Source organism: Pseudomonas sp. DW-iso17, assembly GCF_058725345.1.
The window spans coordinates 8,419-24,902 of the sequence record NZ_JBZXEA010000044.1 but is presented as its reverse complement, the minus strand read 5'-3'; the positions used below and the strand labels follow the sequence as shown (position 1 = coordinate 24,902).

The following is a 16,484-nucleotide window of genomic DNA, read 5'->3' as shown; positions in this document are numbered from 1 at the left end:
GGGCAGTCATTGCCTCGGGGCGTCTGATCCTGCTTTAGAAGTCCCAGCGAGTGCTGAGCATGAAGTTACGGGGTTCACCATAAGCGGCAGAATTGTAGAAGCCGATGTTGGTGTAATAGGACTTGTCGAAAACGTTGTTGATGTTCAGCGTCGCCGACACGTTTTTAGTGAATTGATAACGGGTCATCAGGTCCACCAACCAGTACGCTTCTTGAGAGAACTCCTCGTAGCCACCACGGGGAGAGTTATAGATATTCTGCCAGCCAACGCTCTGCCAGCGAGCGCCACCGCCAACGGTCAACTTGTCAAGATTACCCTTGAGCTTGTAAGTGGTGTACAGGCTGACCTGGTCTTCGGGTTCGAAAGTGGAAATCTTGACGTCTTTGTCGTCACGCACAATCTTGTGGGTATAGCCAGCCTGGAGCTGCCAGCCCGGAGCCAGTTCGCCGGACATCTCCAGCTCGTACCCCTTCGTCACGGCCTGGGTGCCTTTGAACGCGTAGTTCGAGGGGGTAGGTTTCAAGTTGTTGTAGTCATCGTCCGAAACGGAACGGTTGTCTTCATGGATCTCGAAGTAGGCCGCACTGGCGTTTACACGACCATCCAGGAAGTCGGCCTTTACACCCAGCTCCCAATTCTGGCCTTCGTCCGGCTCAAGCAGCTTGTTGTCCCTGTCGCGGTTATAGCTTTCCTGGGGCATGAAAATATCGGTGTAGCTGGCGTAAACCGAGTAGGTGTCATTCAGGTCGTACACCGCACCGACATAAGGTACGAAGCGTCCTGACTCGCGATAGGTAGGGTTGTAGCCGGTCACCGTGTAGTTGACTACCCGGCCACCGAGCAGCAGCTTCAGGTCGTCAGCAAGGTTCAGCCGTGTTGTCATGTACATGCCGGTCTGGCGGACGGTGTCGTCGATTTTCGATTGTGGTTTGCCCCAATCAGGTTGCGGTGCGTTGCCGTGCCAGTTATTGAAGTCCACCAGGTTGGGGGCGAGGTTCCAGTAGCCATTGCCATTCCATTCCGAAGCGCTGATGGAACCGCCGAATACCAGTTCATGCTCCCTGCCTCCCAGGCTGAAGGGGCCGCTTACATACAGATCGGCGGAGTCACTGACGGTTTCACCGGTGTATTTGCCCGAAGTCAGCTGTGACTTACCATCCAATCCCGGGGTGTCACCCTGAATGGAACCCATGAGTGCGTGGTAGCCGTTGATCTTGTGATCCAGTTGCAGTTTGGTTATCCAGCCATCCCCCAGGTCGTGCTCCAACATGGCGAAGACGGTGCGGGTGTATTGCTCCCAACTGCTCCAGTCGGCCGCGTTGTTGAACGAGCGCTTGACGTCGTTGCGATTACCCTGGGCGTCGATCAATGGGAAACTGCCCGACCAGGATGAGCCTTTCGGCAGGCTGTCCTGATAATCGCCGCCGACTGTCAGCAGGGTATCGGGAGACAGGTCGAACTCCATGATGCCGTAGTAAGTCGGGCTTTTGCGCTCGTAGCGGTCCATGAACGAGTGTTTGTCCTGATAGGCGGCGACGGCCCGGCCACGGATATTGCCGGTCTCGGTCAGCGGGCCACTCACATCCAACTCGCTGCGGTAGTTGTCCCACGAACCGGCACCCAGCGTGGCATGACCTTGGAACTCAGAGGTCGGCTTTTTGCGTACCAGGTTGATAGTGGCCCCCAGTGAACCAGCACCGGTCAGCAGGCCAGTCGCGCCCTTGAGTACTTCAACACGGTCGTAGATCGCCATGTCGCTCAGCGTGTTCCCCGCCGAGTAAGCCACGTTGCGTGCGGTGGAAGGGATCCCGTCATATTGGAAGTTGTTGATAGAGAAACCACGAGCGTAGTAGTTGCTGCGCTCGGTATCGAAGGCTGAAACGGTAATGCCCGGCGTGTGGCGCATCACGTCGTCGACACTGTTCAGGCCAAAGTCGTCCATGTGCTGACGCGTGACCACGGTCACCGATTGCGGGGTTTCCTTGGGTGTCAGGACCAGGCGCGTTGCGGTGGCAATCGAGCCTGGCGTATAGGAGCCGGTATTCTCGGTGACGTTACCCAGCATGTTGCCAGTGACTTGCGTCGGGCTCAGCTCCAGCCCACCACCACTGCCAGCAGCAGTGACAGTCAAGGTGTTGCCGTTGAGGTTATAGGTGGTCTGGCTACCGGCCAGCAATGCATTGATGGCCTGCTGCGGCTGCATCTTGCCCTTGACGGCGGGGCTGTTCTTGCCCTGCACATCGCCCGGGCTGTAGAGCACTTGCACATTGGTCTGGCGGCCAAATTCCTGCAGTGCGCTCCCCAGCGACTGTGCAGGAATATTCAACTCGATCTCCTGGGCCTGCACATAGCCTGCAATCGGCATCGACACAGCCAACGCCAGGGTACTGGGCAAGAGGTTGATGTTCAGGGCCCGGCGCATGGATAGCGCTTTGCTCAGGGGGCTGAGACCGAGTCGTGCTGGCATGGATGCTTTCTCTTCTATGTTTTAAGTGGGCAATTCTAAGTGTTTATTGAGTTTAGTTCTCATTACCACTAGTGAGACGTTCCTACTTCGCAAAACCGGAAAAAATTATTCCGGTACTTCATGCAGGCTCCATCTCATGCACCACCTGACCGGCGCGCAGGCGCACCAAATGATCGGCGATGTCGAAATAACGGTCGTCGTGGCTGATCACGATGATGGTTTTGCCCAGGCGTTTGAGGTCCGGCAGCAGCTCGGTGTAGAAGATGCGGCGGAAGGCCGGGTCCTGGTCGGCGGCCCATTCGTCGAATACCAGTACCGGGCGCTCCTCCAGCCAGGCATTGACCAGGGCCAGGCGCTTGCGTTGGCCGGTGGACAGGTCAGTGGTGCTGAACACACCGTCCTTGACGCTGACCTTGTGCGCGATTTCCAGGCGCTCAAGGTATTGGGTGGCGCTGTCCAGGGACTGGGTGGCACTGCCTTGTACCAGGTCATCGAACAGGTAATAGTCGGAAAACACCGTGGTGAACAACTGGCGATAATCGTCGCGCTCTGGGTCGGTCACCGCTGTACCGTTGAGCAGGATCTCACCCGCCTGAGGCGGATACAGGCCCAGCAGCAGCTTGATCAGGGTGGTCTTGCCGCTACCATTCTCGCCCACGACAAACACGATATCGCCTTGCTTGATGCTCAGGTTGATCGGCCCCAGGTGGAACGGTTGGCTGCCTTCAACCGCTGGCGGGCTGTAGCTGACGCCGCGCAGTTCGAGGCTGTTGACCACAGGCTTCGGCGCTTCACTGTCGTCCATCAACAAGTGGGGCTCGGGCGAAGAAAAGCGCTCCGACAGTTCGCTGATGCGCCCAAAGGCAATCTTCGCCTTGCCAACCACGGGCAAATAGCCCAGCAGGTGTTCCAGCGGGCCTTTCATATACAGCAGTACCAGCACGAAGCCGGTAATCACGGTGGGATCGGGGTTGGGATTGTAGGCCTGCATCGCCAGGGCCAGGCCGATGACCACGAAGAACAGCATCGAGCCAAAGGTCTTGGCCAGGATATAGATGTTGACCGAACGCACCTGGATATCGCTGATGCGGTCTGCGGTTTCCTGGATGCGGTGGGTGTTCATGCGAAACCGCCGCGGGCGGTGCATGCGCAGTTCCTTGGCGCCAGAAGCAATCGCATTGTAGTAACGCTGCAATTCATCTTCGTGGCTGCGGGCCAGATCGAAGCCCTGAATGCCTTTGCCACCGGCGATGAATTGCACGGCGCTGCCGATGATGATTGCGACCACCATCATCAGGAACATCGGCACGGACAGGTAAGCCAGGTAACCCAGGCATCCCAGGGTAACGGTGGCGGCGATGGCCAGGGGCGTGAAGGCAAAGGAAAAATCGCTGATGGTGTCCACGTCGTGGGTCAGCACCGGGATCAGGCGGTGAGAGCGATATTGCTCGATCTGCCCGATGGGCGCTGACAGCACTTTTTCACCCAGGTCCTTGCGCAGGGCGGCAATGATCCGTTGCCCGACGTAGTTGGTGCCGATGTCGGAAATGATCGAGCTGACCAGCGCCACCACGCACAATGCGGCGAAGGTCAACACCACACCCTGGGTCATGCCCCCCGCCGAATGCAGGGCATTGTTAATCGTCGCCAACAGCAAGGTAATGGCCAGGCCGCCCGCCATGCCAAGGGCGACGGACACCGTCACGATGGTGCGAAAGGGCCTGAGCAATGCGAGCAAACCTTTGAAGGCGCCGCGCTTGGGGTCGGTCATAAATACTTCCCGGAAAGTGAAAAAGAGGGGGCTGGGCACACAGACCCTTACCCATGACAAACGAAGCTGTGGCGTGACTATTTAGCGCGGCGTGCCGGGCGGTGGCAGTGGGCGATAAATTGCCCGGGGCCTGGTTCGTTCTTGTTCTGTAGGCGCACGTGTATCAATGCCGTGCGTGACCCTTTGAGCGAGAGCGAAACACATGACGAAAAAGAACCTGGTGTATGTCTGGTCCCTGAGAAACGCCGCCGCCGACAAGGCGGGGCAACCGGTGGCCTATAAAGACCACGAGCGCTATATGAAATCGGTGCTGGAGTTTCTGGTGGGCTCGCTCAACGACACGTCGCTGGGCGAGGCTTACAACCTCGTAGGCGTGGTGTATGACGACGATGAGCACAACCCGCGGGACCAGCAGTTGGTGGCGGACTATGGCTTTGCTTACCAGCCGGGTCGCCAGTGGTTGTACCCGGCGGATTTGCGTGTGCAAGGCACGTTGGTCAATGACCTGCTGCTCAGCGTGCCGTCGACCTATCGTCGCCTGCCACGGGGCAGCGCCGAACATGTCGCCGGCAAGCAGGATTTCGAGCGTCGGCTGCATGACACCCTGGTGGAGTTGAAGGCTGACATCGTGGTGCTGGATGGTTTGCTGGTGATCCTCGACGAACTGGTGCGCCCGGGTGCGCCGTTTGCACGGCGCATCATGAACATTCATCCGGGCATCACCCGCCTCGAGTCGCCTTACGAACGCCGTGGGGCGTACGCCACCTGGAATGCGCTGTACGGCGCACGTGGGCAGGCGATTACCGACTGGGCAACCAAGGCGACTCAGGCGTGCGAGCCGTTGTATTGGACCGGTGCGTCATTCCACTACGTGGATAACGGCATCGACTCGGGAGAGGTGTTCCACGACGTGCTCAAGACCGAGATTTCGCCCGAGGACACCATCCTTGAGTTGCGCTGGAACAACTTCAACAACAGCCTGTTCCCGGCATTGCATGAAGGCTTGGAGCTGTTGGCCAAACAAGGCTGAACCCTGTAGGAGCGAGCAAGAACTAGGCGTCCCCCTCGCTCCTACAAGGTATTAGAGTTCGCGTACTACCCGGAACCCAATCCAATCCCCCCGTGTTTGCGGGTAGATGTTGTTGCGATTGCCCGAGCGTGAAAACACCGGCGCCTCGCCCCAGTCATTGCCGCGAATCTGGTAGGCCTCGCAGTTGGGCTCCACCCAGGCACTGCCATCAGTTGGCGCGCCGACGTAGTTCGGATGCTCGCAATCAGCCACCCGCTCATACACATTGCCGTGCATGTCATACATGCCAAAGGCATTCGGTGGGTAGCTGCCCACGGGCGACGAATAGCTGTAGCCGTCCGCCGGGCCGTAGGTGTTGGCGTGCTGGGCGATGCTGTAGCCCTTGCCTTCGTCGAACGGGAAGGGGAACGGGCCGGTGGTGCCGGCGCGGGCGGCGTATTCGCGTTGGGCTTCGCTGACCATCTGGTACGTGTGCCCGGTCTTCTTCGACAGCCAGCTCACGTACTGCTTGATGTCGTCCATGTCCATGCACACCGCCGGCTGACGTGGCCCCTGGGGGTAGCGCGGCTTGCTGGCGATGCATTCGCGGCCGGGGCGGTCGTCGCCATTGGCGATCTTGACTCCGGTCTGGCGCACGTAGCTGTCCCATTCGCCGGCGGTGATGTGGAAGCGGCTCATGGCGAACGGCTTGGCGAAGGTCACGGCATGCATGGGGCCTTCGTCGGGCTCGCGGCCCACTTCGTCTTCCGGGGTACCCATGGTGAAGGTGCCGGCGGGCAGCACCACCATTTCCGGGCAGTCCTTGCAGTCTTTGAAGACCTTGCCCGGTTGTGGGGCGGCGGCATGGGCCAGGCCGGGCAGCAGGGCGCCGCACAGGGCGGTGAGTGCCAGTGCGGTGAGCGGTTTGAGTCGGGATGGCGTCATGGAGGCGTCTCGTTCAAAGGGAAAAGGGGTCATAACCGCTGGCTCAGCAGGGTCATGAAGCGCTGGATCTCATCGGAGTTGTTAAGCAGGCCCGGCGAGGTGCGAATCACCGGGCCAACGTCACGGTCCACCGCGTCCACCACCACGCGGTTTTTCATCAGGTAGGCCGCGACGGCATCGCTGTCCTGGTTCTTGACCCGAAAGAAGGTGAAACCTGCTGACAGCTCGGGGCTGCGCGGCGTGACCAGTTCGATCTGCGGGTGGGCCAGCAGTTGGTCCTTGAGTTCGGTGTTGAGGGCATGGATGCGTGCCTGCACCGCTGCCTTGCCCAGTTGCAGGTGCAACTTGAAGGCTTCGTCGGCGGCCCAGCGATGTTCGAAGGCGTGGTAGCCGCCTGGCGTCATGGTCGTGGCGAAGTTTTTGTCTTCGGAGAAGGTCGGAATCATCGGCGTGACGTATTTGTTTTCGGTCTCGCGGGCGCACACCAGGCCGGTGCCCCGCGGGCCGAACATCCACTTGTGGGTGCCAGCGATGAAGAAGTCGCAGTGCATAGCGGGGAAGTCGAGGTCTTCCACGCCGAAGCCGTGCACACCATCGACGATATAAAGCAGTCGGTCCGGCTCGTCGCGGTTGCGGTTGTGTTCGTCCACCAGCTTGCCGATCTCACCGATGGGCAGTTTTACGCCGCTGCCGGATTGCACCCAGGTCATGCCCAGTACACGGGTGTTGGGGCGAATGTTGCGCTGGATATTGCCCAGCACTTCATCGGCCGAGACCTGATTGGGGTTTTTGAACAGGCGTATCTTGCGAACCTGGGTCTGCTCCTTGCGTACCCGGAAGTCCAGGCTGAACTCGGTAGCGTAATGCTCATGCACCGTGGTGAGGATTTCCTGGTCGGCGCGCACCTTGATCCCGCCATAGATCATCGCCAGCCCTTCGGACGTGCTGCCGGTCAGGGCGATCTGCGCTGGCGTGGCGTTCAGGTAGCGGCCGGCCCACTCGCGTACCTGGCCCTCACGCTTCCAGGTTTCCTGCAGGTCCCAGTCCATGGCCAGGCCAGGGTTGCGGTCGATCTGTTGGCGGTAGCGTTCGATGGCCTCGCGCACGGGCCTGGGGTGCGAGGCCACCAGGAAGTTGGAAAAATGCAGGTAATTGGGGTCCTGGTTGAACAGTTGTTTCAATCCCGTCCATGGGTCGTTCGTGGCGGCGGCGACTGCCTGAGGCAGCAACGCGGTGCCCAGCGGCAGGCTCGCGGCAAAGACGCCGGCCTGCTTGAGAAATGTACGGCGGTCGGTCATGGACTTACTTCGTGGTGGTTAGCGGTTGGCCAAGGGTTTGGCGGCTTTTTGGACCTGGTCCCACACCCGCAGGAAGTTGCCTCCCCACAGCTTGGCGATATCGGCTTCGGAGTAGCCGCGCTGGATCAGTTCGGCGGTGACGTTGCGCACTTCGCCGACGTTCTCCCAGCCCTGGAGGCCGCCGCCGTCGTTGAAGTCCGAGGCAATGCCGACATGATCGATGCCGATCTTGCGCACGGTGTAGTCGATGGCGTCGCCGAGGTCCTTGAGGGTGGCCTTGGGCTCTTCCTCGAGAATGCCGTACAGCGCGCTGGCGTATTGGCCGAAGCGTTGCTCGGGCCAGGCGGCAATGATTGCATCGCCGGGCATCAGGGCCATGGCCAGATTCGGCAGTGGCGGCAGGTCGAACCGTGCGCGCAAGGTATTGAGCTTGTCCTGGGTCGGCTGGCTCAAGGGGCGCAGGTAGGCGGGGAAGCCCACCACCTGCACCACGCCGCCACTGTTCTTGATCAGTTGCAGTTCCTTGTCGCTGAGGTTGCGCGGGATATCCACTGACGCCCGAGGCGCCGAATGGGACGCCACCATCGGCGTGCGGCTCAACTGCGCGACCTGCTCCAGGGCCTTGGTCGACATCTGCGACACGTCGATGATCACCCCCAGGTCATTGAGGCGATGCACCGCTTGCTGGCCGATCGGCGACAGGCCTTCAAGGGCGTCGGGGGAGTCATTGAAAAACGGCAGCGGGCGCGACGAGTCGGACCAGGCGTTATTGCCGATGTAGCTGAACCCGAACATGCGCATGCCGCGTGCGGCCCACAGGTCCAGCTGGTTCAGGTCATTGCCCAGGGGGTAGGCGTTGAGCATGCTGATAAAAATCGCGAACTTGCCTTCGCCGTGCAAGCGGCGCATATCGTCCGGGGTGTAGGCGATGCCCACCTGGTTGGGAAAGTCGCGCACCATGCCGGAGATGATCTTATAGCGCACCTCCTGCTCGTGGCGGGCCTCTTCGACAAAACCATCGGTGGGTTTGTGCGGAGCGTTATCGCCGTTCCAGATTTCCGGCCAGCCGAAGATCGTCAGCGCGGCGCCCGACAATCGGCCGCGGGCGGCCTTGGCCAGGTCGAACTGGCCGCTGCCATCCTTGTCGGCCTCATTGCCCGCCGTGCCGAAATCCAGGGGCAGGGTGATGTGGCTGTCAAATGACAACAGGCGATCCTGCATTTCATTGGCCTGCTTGATCACCTCCAGCGGGTAGCCGGCGTTGCCCTTGAACCACTGATCCCAGACCAGCAAGCCAGCCCCGGCGCCGATAGCCAGGGCCAGCGGCAGGCCGATATACAGCGCCTTTTTCGAACGTGATTTTGTCATTGCCATCTCAGTCAGTTGAGGCCTTTGCTATCAGGGAAGGACGAGCGATGACGGGGGAAATTTAGGTGGCGGGGGCAGGGCGGTAAATTTCATCGGGTTGCAAACGTTCTAGCTCTGATCAAGCCGTTTCCTAAGGTAGCCAATGACAATCTCTCGACGTGGGTTCATCGCAGGCCTGGCGCTGACCGGTGCAGCGGTGCCTGCGGCCTTTTATGCCCATCGCGAGTTGACGCGGGAAGACGAGTTTCCCATCACCCCCGGCGAAGCTACGGTCGACCTCGCTGACACCCAGGGCCAGCACCTGGCGAACACCCTGCGGGGCGTCTGGAGCCTGCGCCTGGAAGGCCGCGATGCGGGCCTTGCGGGCCTGCCGCTGCAAGGCTTGGAGCTGCTGCTGGACATCGCTCCCCGTGGGCGTGGCCTGCGCGGTTACCTGGACACCGCCGAGCAGCTGCGTGCGGACGGCGAGCCGCGCTACCGCGTCTTGGGTGATGTGCTGACGGGCGAGGGCGCCGTGCTCTATTGGCGCTTGATCGACCGCGATTCCGCCGGCGGTGTGCCGGCCTATGAATTCAAAATGACCCTAGATGAAGTCTGGGCCGATTTCAGCAATGCCGGCAGCGCCACCCTCAGCGGGCACATCCTCGATCTTGAGCGGCCCTTGGCGCTGAACGAACGCGACAACCGTTTTATCGCCCACAAACAACTGTTCCCCGAAGCCCGCCAGCGCATCGGTCTCAACCCGACCTTGCTGGCCTGGCTGGTTTCCCCCGAGCATCGGCTGTTTCACCAACTGTGGCACGCCACCCGCGATCAGTGGCACAAGCTCTCCGAAGAAAAACGCGAGGCCCTGCGTGGCATCGGCTGGCAACCGGGGCCCCGTGGCCAGGAGCGCGACGCCCGCGGCAAGCGCAAGGACCGCAATGGGTCGGGCATCGACTTCTTCTTCATGCACCGCCACATGCTCGGCACCGCACGTTCCATGCAGGACTTGCCCTCCTGGCCGCAATTTCCCGAGCCGCAACCGCCGTTGGAGCGTGATCGCCTGGGCTTTGTGCGCTACTTCGACAACCACGACGGTTTCGCGCTGCCGCCCTGTTGGTCAGCGCCGGATGATGCCGACTACACCCAGTGGGTCAGCGATATCAAGGCCGCCCAGACCTACCACAGCAATTTCCAGGTGTGGGAATCCCAATACCGCGACCCGCGTTACCTGGCCAAGTTGACCCTGGGCCAGTTGGGCTCGGAAATGGAACTGGGCCTGCACGACTGGCTGCATATGCGTTGGGCCTCGGTGCCCCGCGACCCGTCCAACGGCGCCCCGGTACCCTTCGCCCGTGACCCCGCGGACTTTGCCCCACGTTGGTATGCGCCGGAGAACGACTTTCTGGGCGACCCGTTTTCATCCCATGTAAACCCGGTGTTCTGGCATTTCCACGGCTGGATCGATGACCGCATCGAAGACTGGTTTCGCGCCCACGAACGCTTCAACCCAGGCGAGGTGAGCCGCCTGGAAGTCAACGGCGTAGCCTGGTTTACACAGGGCCGCTGGGTTGAAGTAGGCGACCCTTGGCTGGGACCGGACACCCATGGCTGCAGTACCACACCGGGGCTGCAACGAGGGCGTTCGATGGAAATGGATCCGGAAGTCATGAAGCTGGCCCTGCGCATTACCTTCGGCGCCGATGAGGACGTGCTCAAGGGGTTGTTCAAGCGCGTGCCGCGGCGGCCGTGGTATGCCCGACATTTGAAGGTCACGCACACGCTTTAAAACGTGTTGCAGGCGCTCTAGGTGACCGATATCGCTGCCGAATACAGCCCGCTGACACTTCGAGGATCCCCTATCTTGTTGATCAGGTATAACTCGTTGAATTCAGACACCGTGTACCCATCGGCCTTTTTGAGCGGCTGGAACAAATGGCTGGTCTGGCCACTATTGAGTGCACGCTCCATACCGCTGCGCATGTCCGCCTCCTTGGAGAATTTGACGAGCCCGAAGTTGGGGTCATAGTAAAACCAGATCTTTTGGTCCTTCGTGATTTTGACGCCAGCGGTAACACCGTGCTTTGAATTGCTGATAAGAAAGGCTTTGGAGGTGGTGGCCGTTGCCAAATCCGAGATGATCCTGTCGCAGGTCGCACTGCGGGTGAGCTGCCCAGAGTGAAAATCATCTCTGAGGGTGTTTTGAAATCTCTCCAGGCTGTCGCGGAACCTTTCAGTATTAGGGTGTTTGGGGTGCGCCAGACTGAGGAAGAAGTTGCTGATCAAGGTGTTTTCCGAGCCATCGAGCATGGCCATAGCCATGGTATTCGCCAACGCGGCGCAGCCGCCCTCGGATGCAACGTTGACCTGGCTCAGGTAATACCCTTGCGGCATGGCGATCAAAGTGCCATGGGCGGCGGTCATGTCATCAGCGAATTTTCTGCTTAGCTCTAAGCTGGTTTCCATTGCTCGTTTTTGCAAATGCTTGAACAGAGCCCCGACTTCGGCAGACGTCAGCTTCGGGTCCAGTATCAGTTCGCGCAATTGATGCATTTTCATTGTCGGTGAGAAGCCGTTGATCCCGTCCGGAGCCCCCCTTGCGAGCGCCTCTTCGAACTGCAATTGTTCTGGCGTCGCGGGCTTGCCGGGCAATGGCTTTGTGGGCGGAATGAGCTTTTCGTAGAGTGTTTTGACTTTGCCTGGCAGCGCCTCCAGCTCGTCGATACGCCTGGACAGGCTACCCAGTACCTCGGGTGACGCGGTGGCGTCCGTGGCCAGTTTTTTCAACTGAGTGATGCCCAGCTCTGCTGAATAGCCAGAAACGCTGGCCGGGGCGAGCGTGTTGTACCCCTGATTGAATGCCGCGTGGCCTGTGGTGGTTGCTTTTGCTGCGTCAACTGCGTCGTTGAAGGCCTCCGGTATGGGTATGCCGGGTTTTGCCGGGTTGAACCAGTTGGCGACCCACTCGCTGAGGGTGCCGTTGATTTCACCCTGGGTTGCCAGGACTCTCGGCGTGAAGCCATTCACCGGCGTGCCGTAGGGTTGACGGGTGATGGGGTCGTAGTGGTGCCACTGATCGTTTTTGAATACCACAACACTATCAACCGAGCGCCCGCCGGAGGTGATCGAACCGAGCAATGCATTGCCATGCTCCTGGCTGATAGCCTTCAACCAATCATGGGCTTTATCCGTGTTTCGTATGTTGGCCAGCCACGCGGTGCTTTTGGTCAACCCTTTGCTCAGCAGGTTTGCGCCGCCAATGGCCAGGTCAGCCAGCCCGTCCAGAGGGTTGAAGTTGCTCAAGGTGACCATGCCGATGACTTTGCCCGTTCGCGCGACCTTGGTGGCAAGGGATGCGGCACTGCCGGCGACCTTGGTGAGTTTGCCGATATTGGCCGCGCCCGCTGTGAGAAAGCCAAGCACATCCAGGGCCAAGTCAAACCCGCCCTCGACGTTGTTGCCTTTTTTAAAGTTTTCAATTGCCGAGCGGAAAGGAATCAAGTTCATGAAGAAATCGTTTACCTGATTGATTTTCTCGTTCGCCAGGTCCTGGGTCGTCTGCCCTCTGGCGTATTTCTTGATATCCGGGTCATCGAGATTGAAATGCTCAACGAAGGCATCAGCAATGTCTTGCGTGCGGTCGGTAGCAAAACTATCAATAGCTGCGTCCGTTGCGCCGGCGCGTTCGTTTGCGTGGTCGGCACTGACGCTTTTGGGGACGAACACGCTGGTGTTGAACGCTACATTCGCCTCCCTGGATTCACGTTCTTTCAGCGCCCACATTTCAATGGGCACGATTTCGCCTTTGGTCGGGTCGATACGGTAGCCGCTGGATTGCCCGTCGCGTTCAATTTTCACCAGCAGGTTTTTTTCATACACCGGGTCGGACTTGCTCCAGAAACCCAACTCAGTGGATGAGTTTCGATAATACGTAACTTTGCCGTACTCAAAGTTTCTACGGTCTTCCAGGGGGAGCTGCGCGATCAGGTGTTTGACCGTCGTGGCGAGGGCGATCTTTTTCTTCTTGATCGTTTCCTCAAAGCGCTTTTCGAAGTTATCGCTCACACCAAATCGGTAGCGGGCGTTCAAGTCGTTGATCGGTACACGTTTGTTCGCGGCTTCAAAGAGATAGGGCAATCTCAGATCCATCATTGCGATGTCGAGCATCGAATGCAGGCCGGGTAGCCATGTGTGTGCCTTGTTCTGCCCTCTGCGCGGAATGTTGCTGGTCTTGATCAGTTTTTGTTTGAACAGATCACCCAGGTCGCCATACCGTTCCACCAGTACGGCCATGGCCATCTTTTCTCGGGTGGGCAGTTCCAGATCCAATGCGGCAGAGGCGCCTAGCATGTCCTGCTGTCGGGCTGTGAAGGTGGTTTTCAGGGTTTCCAGCTCTTGCACGGTGTATTGCGTGTCGTCCTTGCGGGCAATTACGTTATGGCAAACCCCCCAATCTACCAGCGCTGCTGTACGAGCTTGCGCAGCCGCCTCGGGTTGCGCCACCCTTGCATGTTCGCCTTCCTGCATCACTTGGGCAAACGTCATGTTCGGGACTTTCCCCGGCGTACTCGCTTCAATGCTCGCCACGGTAATGACCAGGTTCAGCCAGGCTGGGCTGCCGTGCCTCACGGAGGGCGGTATGTCTTTGATCAGGTAAACAGGGGCCTTCCTGGCCAGCAACACATACGCAGCCACTTTGGACAGCACAGGGCTGATCCTGCCACTGTCGACCAAATGCTTGCTCAACGTATCCAGCACTGTAGACGCGGGTTTGCCCCAGTGGCGCGCGTGCGCCAGGTCAAACCCCGCCACGTTATTACGATGAGGGGCGGTAATGGATTCGGGGTCCAGTTGCAACTGAATGGCAGCCATCAGGTAGTCGGTGGCGCTGTTGGCAGTGGCGATACCGCCGGATTGCTCCTGCAGGTGTTTACCCAGCGTTTGGCCTGCGGAGGAACTGAGCAGGGCCTCCAGTGCTTGCGCGGGGTCACTTTGTACCTCGGGGGTTAGCGGGTGCTGGGCCAGCAAGGCATCCAGGGCGTTCAGGTAGTCAGACCTCATGGAGATAATGCGTAGTCGGCTCTGCTCAGCCTGGCTCAGGGGTATTGACCACGACAACGCGCCACCAAAATTACCCATCGGCTGCGTCAGGGCTTCCTGTTTCACCGTCTTTATCAGCTCGGTCAGCGAAAGTTGGGTGGTAGGTATCGGCCAGCCCTTGGCCCTGATAAAGCTCTCCAGTGTCGCGCCTTCACTGGGGCGCACAGGGAACGATGAGTCAGGATGAATATCCAGGGGGGCTCTCAAGGCAGCCAGTATCGCTTGAGGCGTGGTGTTCACATCCAATTGCTTCGCGATGTCTCCGAGTTTCGTGGTCAGCGTTTGCAGGTCGTGTCTGTCGCCGAACCCTTCCTTGTAGGTTTTCGGTGCAGGCGCGTGCGTCGCGCCAGCCAAGGCAGGGGGAGTGGTTAGCGGCTCGATCAGCGGTGGCTGGCGAGGTGGCCCATCGGGCTTGGTAGAGTGGAAAGGGACGTCATACCAGTGGGGGTTGGCTTGCTTGGTCGTACTGAGCATGGGCGGGGACCTGTAAGGCGAATATCCAATAGGCAAGTTTCCTGAGGAGTGCGTCTGAATTTCAGACGCATTGTTGGGTGAAGGAAAAAGCTGCGAGAGTTCCGCTCGGGCAAAGGATGGAGTGTGACCAATAGCGACATGCGGTTAGTCGCGTTTCGGTGGTCTGGACACCCTTCAGGCTCGCTCTTGTTCCCGTAATTGCGCACTCATCTCATCGCAACTGCATGACCAGTCGCTGAGCCATTGCGGCATCGGCGGCGAGGTGTCGTCCAACCCCAGCTCGCGGACGAACTCGGAAGGGGGCAGGGTGCCCTTGGCGGAGCGAAACAACCCACGCATCACCACCACGCCGACCACTCGCCCATTGCTGACGAAACGGTGCTCCATCAGGTTCCACTTGTGGTCCCAGCCGAGAATGCGAGTGTGCACTTCGAATGCTTCGAACAGCTTCAATTCCCGGCGAAACTTGCCCCAGGTATCGCCGACTATCGGCATGGCCTTGTGGCGCAGGGCCACGCGAAAGGCGCCGGTGCGCAGCACAAAATCCATGCGCGCCACGTCGGCCAGGGTGAAATATCGGCCATTGGTGACATGCCGGTTCAGGTCCAGATCCAGGGGCCAGACCCGCATGCGCACCACTGTGGTGGCCAGGCCATGGACCGGTTTGCGCCAGGGGCGGCGCAACAGCATATGCAGTAATCGAAACCAGAGATTCATAAAGACGCCAGACAGTTGATCAATGGCTGCACTGTACGGAGCCGGAATCGGCTAAGGTAGATGCGTAAATGACTTATTACATGCGAAAAGTGCAAGCTGGAGTTTTTACATGCACGTCACCTTGCTCCTGGCGGACCAATGCTCCGCTGCCAGTGCCACCCTGGCCATGGAAATGCTCAGCGCGGCCAATCTCTTCGCCGACAGCCCGCCCTTCGAGGTGACGCTGGCGTCCCTGGACGGCCTGCCGGTGACGGCGTGGGGCGGGCAATGCCTGCAAGTGCAGGGTTCACTGGCGCAGATCGCGCATACCGACCTGGTGCTGATTCCCGGTTTTCTCTTTACCCTCAAAGAAGCCATGCCGACGTTCGCCACCTACGGCCCCTGGTTGCGTGAGCAGCATGGGCAAGGCGCTGTGTTGGCTTCGATGTGCACGGCGGCGTTCATGCTGGCCGAGACGGGGTTATTACACGGCTTGCGTGCGACGACCCACTGGGCATTTGCCGGGTTCTTCCGGCGTCGATATGCCCAGGTCAGCCTGGATGAGCGGCAGATCCTCTGCGAAGAGAATCGGCTGGTCACGTGCGGTGGCGCCACTGCGGCGATGGATTTGATGCTGCACCTGATCCGCCGTTTCGGCTCGCCGGAGCTGGCTCATACCTGCGGCAAGTACTTGCTGATCGATGCCGGGCGCACCGAACAGTCGGCCTATGCGATGTGGTCGTTGCCCAAGAGCCACGGTGATGCGCAGATCCTGCGTGTGCAACATTGGTTGGAGCAGCACTTTGCGCAGTCGTTGGTGATCGACGAGGTTGCCCAGCGCTTTGGCTTTGGCGTGCGTAATTTCAAGCGGCGCTTCAAGGACGCCACGGGCTCTACACCGATTGGTTATCTGCAGAGCCTGCGTCTGGAGCGAGCCAAGCAGATGCTTGAGTCGACACGTATGACGCTCGATAGCATCACGTATGCGGTGGGTTATGAAGACAGTAATTCGTTTAGGCGGTTGTTTCAGCAGCGGGTGGGGATGCTGCCGGCGGCGTATCGCAAGAAGTTCCTGATCGCCCAGGGTGTGAAGACGACCTGATACACCCACGATCCCAATGTGGGCGTTGGCTTGCCTGCGATGGCGGCCTGACAGCGTGTGATGTAGAGACTTTGCAAATCGAAGACGAAAAAAAACCGGCTGATCAGGCCGGTTTGGGGTGTCCCGCCAACAGTGCGGGGTTATACGTGGGTGCTCAGCAGACGCTCGGCACCCCCTTCAGCGAGACCACGTTCCTGCAAGCGATCAGCACCGCCTTCAGCCAGACCACGTTCCTGCAAGCGATCAGCACCGCCTTCAGCCAGACCACGTTC

10 protein-coding genes are annotated in these 16,484 nt (G+C 59.6%); 3 read left to right on the top strand and 7 right to left on the bottom strand.

Annotation, left to right across the window (positions count from 1 at the left end):
• Window positions 1–34 precede the first annotated feature (34 nt).
• A complete protein-coding gene (locus AC4PS6_RS22500; RefSeq protein WP_173877515.1) occupies window positions 35–2,467 on the bottom strand; it encodes a TonB-dependent siderophore receptor in 2,433 nt (810 codons plus the stop codon).
• Window positions 2,468–2,585: 118 nt separating this feature from the next.
• Window positions 2,586–4,238 (bottom strand): cyclic peptide export ABC transporter, encoded by a 1,653-nt coding sequence (locus tag AC4PS6_RS22495; RefSeq protein ID WP_019816834.1) that lies wholly within the window; start codon window positions 4,236–4,238, stop codon window positions 2,586–2,588.
• 202 nt (window positions 4,239–4,440) lie between these two features.
• Between AC4PS6_RS22495 and AC4PS6_RS22490 the strand changes: the two genes are divergently transcribed.
• Window positions 4,441–5,268 carry a formyl transferase gene (locus AC4PS6_RS22490; protein ID WP_014718818.1) on the top strand — a complete coding sequence of 276 codons (828 nt, stop codon included), beginning with the start codon at window positions 4,441–4,443 and terminating at the stop codon, window positions 5,266–5,268.
• Between the two features lie 51 nt (window positions 5,269–5,319).
• Here the strand turns inward: AC4PS6_RS22490 and pvdO are convergent, their stop codons facing one another.
• Genes pvdO through pvdM form a run of 3 tightly spaced genes read right to left on the bottom strand, consistent with a single transcriptional unit; the run spans window position 5,320 to window position 8,858 of the window.
• A complete protein-coding gene (gene pvdO, locus AC4PS6_RS22485) occupies window positions 5,320–6,192 on the bottom strand; it encodes a dihydropyoverdine dehydrogenase (protein WP_014718817.1) in 873 nt (290 codons plus the stop codon).
• A 29-nt stretch (window positions 6,193–6,221) separates the two neighbouring features.
• Entirely contained in the window at window positions 6,222–7,490 is a 1,269-nt protein-coding gene (gene pvdN, locus AC4PS6_RS22480; RefSeq protein WP_020303054.1) for a pyoverdine-tailoring periplasmic protein PvdN, read from the bottom strand.
• A gap of 18 nt (window positions 7,491–7,508) precedes the next feature.
• Window positions 7,509–8,858: a pyoverdine-tailoring dipeptidase-like protein PvdM gene (gene pvdM / locus AC4PS6_RS22475; protein ID WP_019816836.1), complete on the bottom strand. Its 1,350-nt coding sequence runs from the start codon at window positions 8,856–8,858 to the stop codon at window positions 7,509–7,511.
• 142 nt (window positions 8,859–9,000) lie between these two features.
• Here pvdM and pvdP point away from each other — a divergent pair, with 142 nt between their 5' ends.
• Window positions 9,001–10,629, top strand: a complete 1,629-nt coding sequence (pvdP, locus tag AC4PS6_RS22470) for a pyoverdine maturation tyrosinase PvdP (RefSeq protein WP_336826954.1) — start codon at window positions 9,001–9,003, stop codon at window positions 10,627–10,629.
• Between the two features lie 17 nt (window positions 10,630–10,646).
• Here the strand turns inward: pvdP and AC4PS6_RS22465 are convergent, their stop codons facing one another.
• Entirely contained in the window at window positions 10,647–14,414 is a 3,768-nt protein-coding gene (locus AC4PS6_RS22465) for an Mcf1 protease effector domain-containing protein (protein ID WP_492181004.1), read from the bottom strand.
• Window positions 14,415–14,588: 174 nt separating this feature from the next.
• Window positions 14,589–15,131, bottom strand: a complete 543-nt coding sequence (locus tag AC4PS6_RS22460) for a thioesterase family protein (protein ID WP_014718812.1) — start codon at window positions 15,129–15,131, stop codon at window positions 14,589–14,591.
• 109 nt (window positions 15,132–15,240) lie between these two features.
• Between AC4PS6_RS22460 and AC4PS6_RS22455 the strand changes: the two genes are divergently transcribed.
• On the top strand, window positions 15,241–16,212 hold the full coding sequence (locus AC4PS6_RS22455) for a GlxA family transcriptional regulator (protein WP_014718811.1): 972 nt from the start codon (window positions 15,241–15,243) through the stop codon (window positions 16,210–16,212).
• Window positions 16,213–16,484 lie beyond the last annotated feature (272 nt).

What these genes read in the sequence shown, in the direction of transcription:
- AC4PS6_RS22465 (WP_492181004.1), bottom strand. Translation starts at nt 14,414, where the DNA reads ATGCTCAGTACGACCAAGCAAGCCAACCCCCACTGGTATGACGTCCCT.
- AC4PS6_RS22490 (WP_014718818.1), top strand. Translation starts at nt 4,441, where the DNA reads ATGACGAAAAAGAACCTGGTGTATGTCTGGTCCCTGAGAAACGCCGCC.
- AC4PS6_RS22455 (WP_014718811.1), top strand. Translation starts at nt 15,241, where the DNA reads ATGCACGTCACCTTGCTCCTGGCGGACCAATGCTCCGCTGCCAGTGCC.
- AC4PS6_RS22495 (WP_019816834.1), bottom strand. Translation starts at nt 4,238, where the DNA reads ATGACCGACCCCAAGCGCGGCGCCTTCAAAGGTTTGCTCGCATTGCTC.
- pvdO (WP_014718817.1), bottom strand. Translation starts at nt 6,192, where the DNA reads ATGACGCCATCCCGACTCAAACCGCTCACCGCACTGGCACTCACCGCC.
- AC4PS6_RS22460 (WP_014718812.1), bottom strand. Translation starts at nt 15,131, where the DNA reads ATGAATCTCTGGTTTCGATTACTGCATATGCTGTTGCGCCGCCCCTGG.
- pvdM (WP_019816836.1), bottom strand. Translation starts at nt 8,858, where the DNA reads ATGACAAAATCACGTTCGAAAAAGGCGCTGTATATCGGCCTGCCGCTG.
- AC4PS6_RS22500 (WP_173877515.1), bottom strand. Translation starts at nt 2,467, where the DNA reads ATGCCAGCACGACTCGGTCTCAGCCCCCTGAGCAAAGCGCTATCCATG.
- pvdN (WP_020303054.1), bottom strand. Translation starts at nt 7,490, where the DNA reads ATGACCGACCGCCGTACATTTCTCAAGCAGGCCGGCGTCTTTGCCGCG.
- pvdP (WP_336826954.1), top strand. Translation starts at nt 9,001, where the DNA reads ATGACAATCTCTCGACGTGGGTTCATCGCAGGCCTGGCGCTGACCGGT.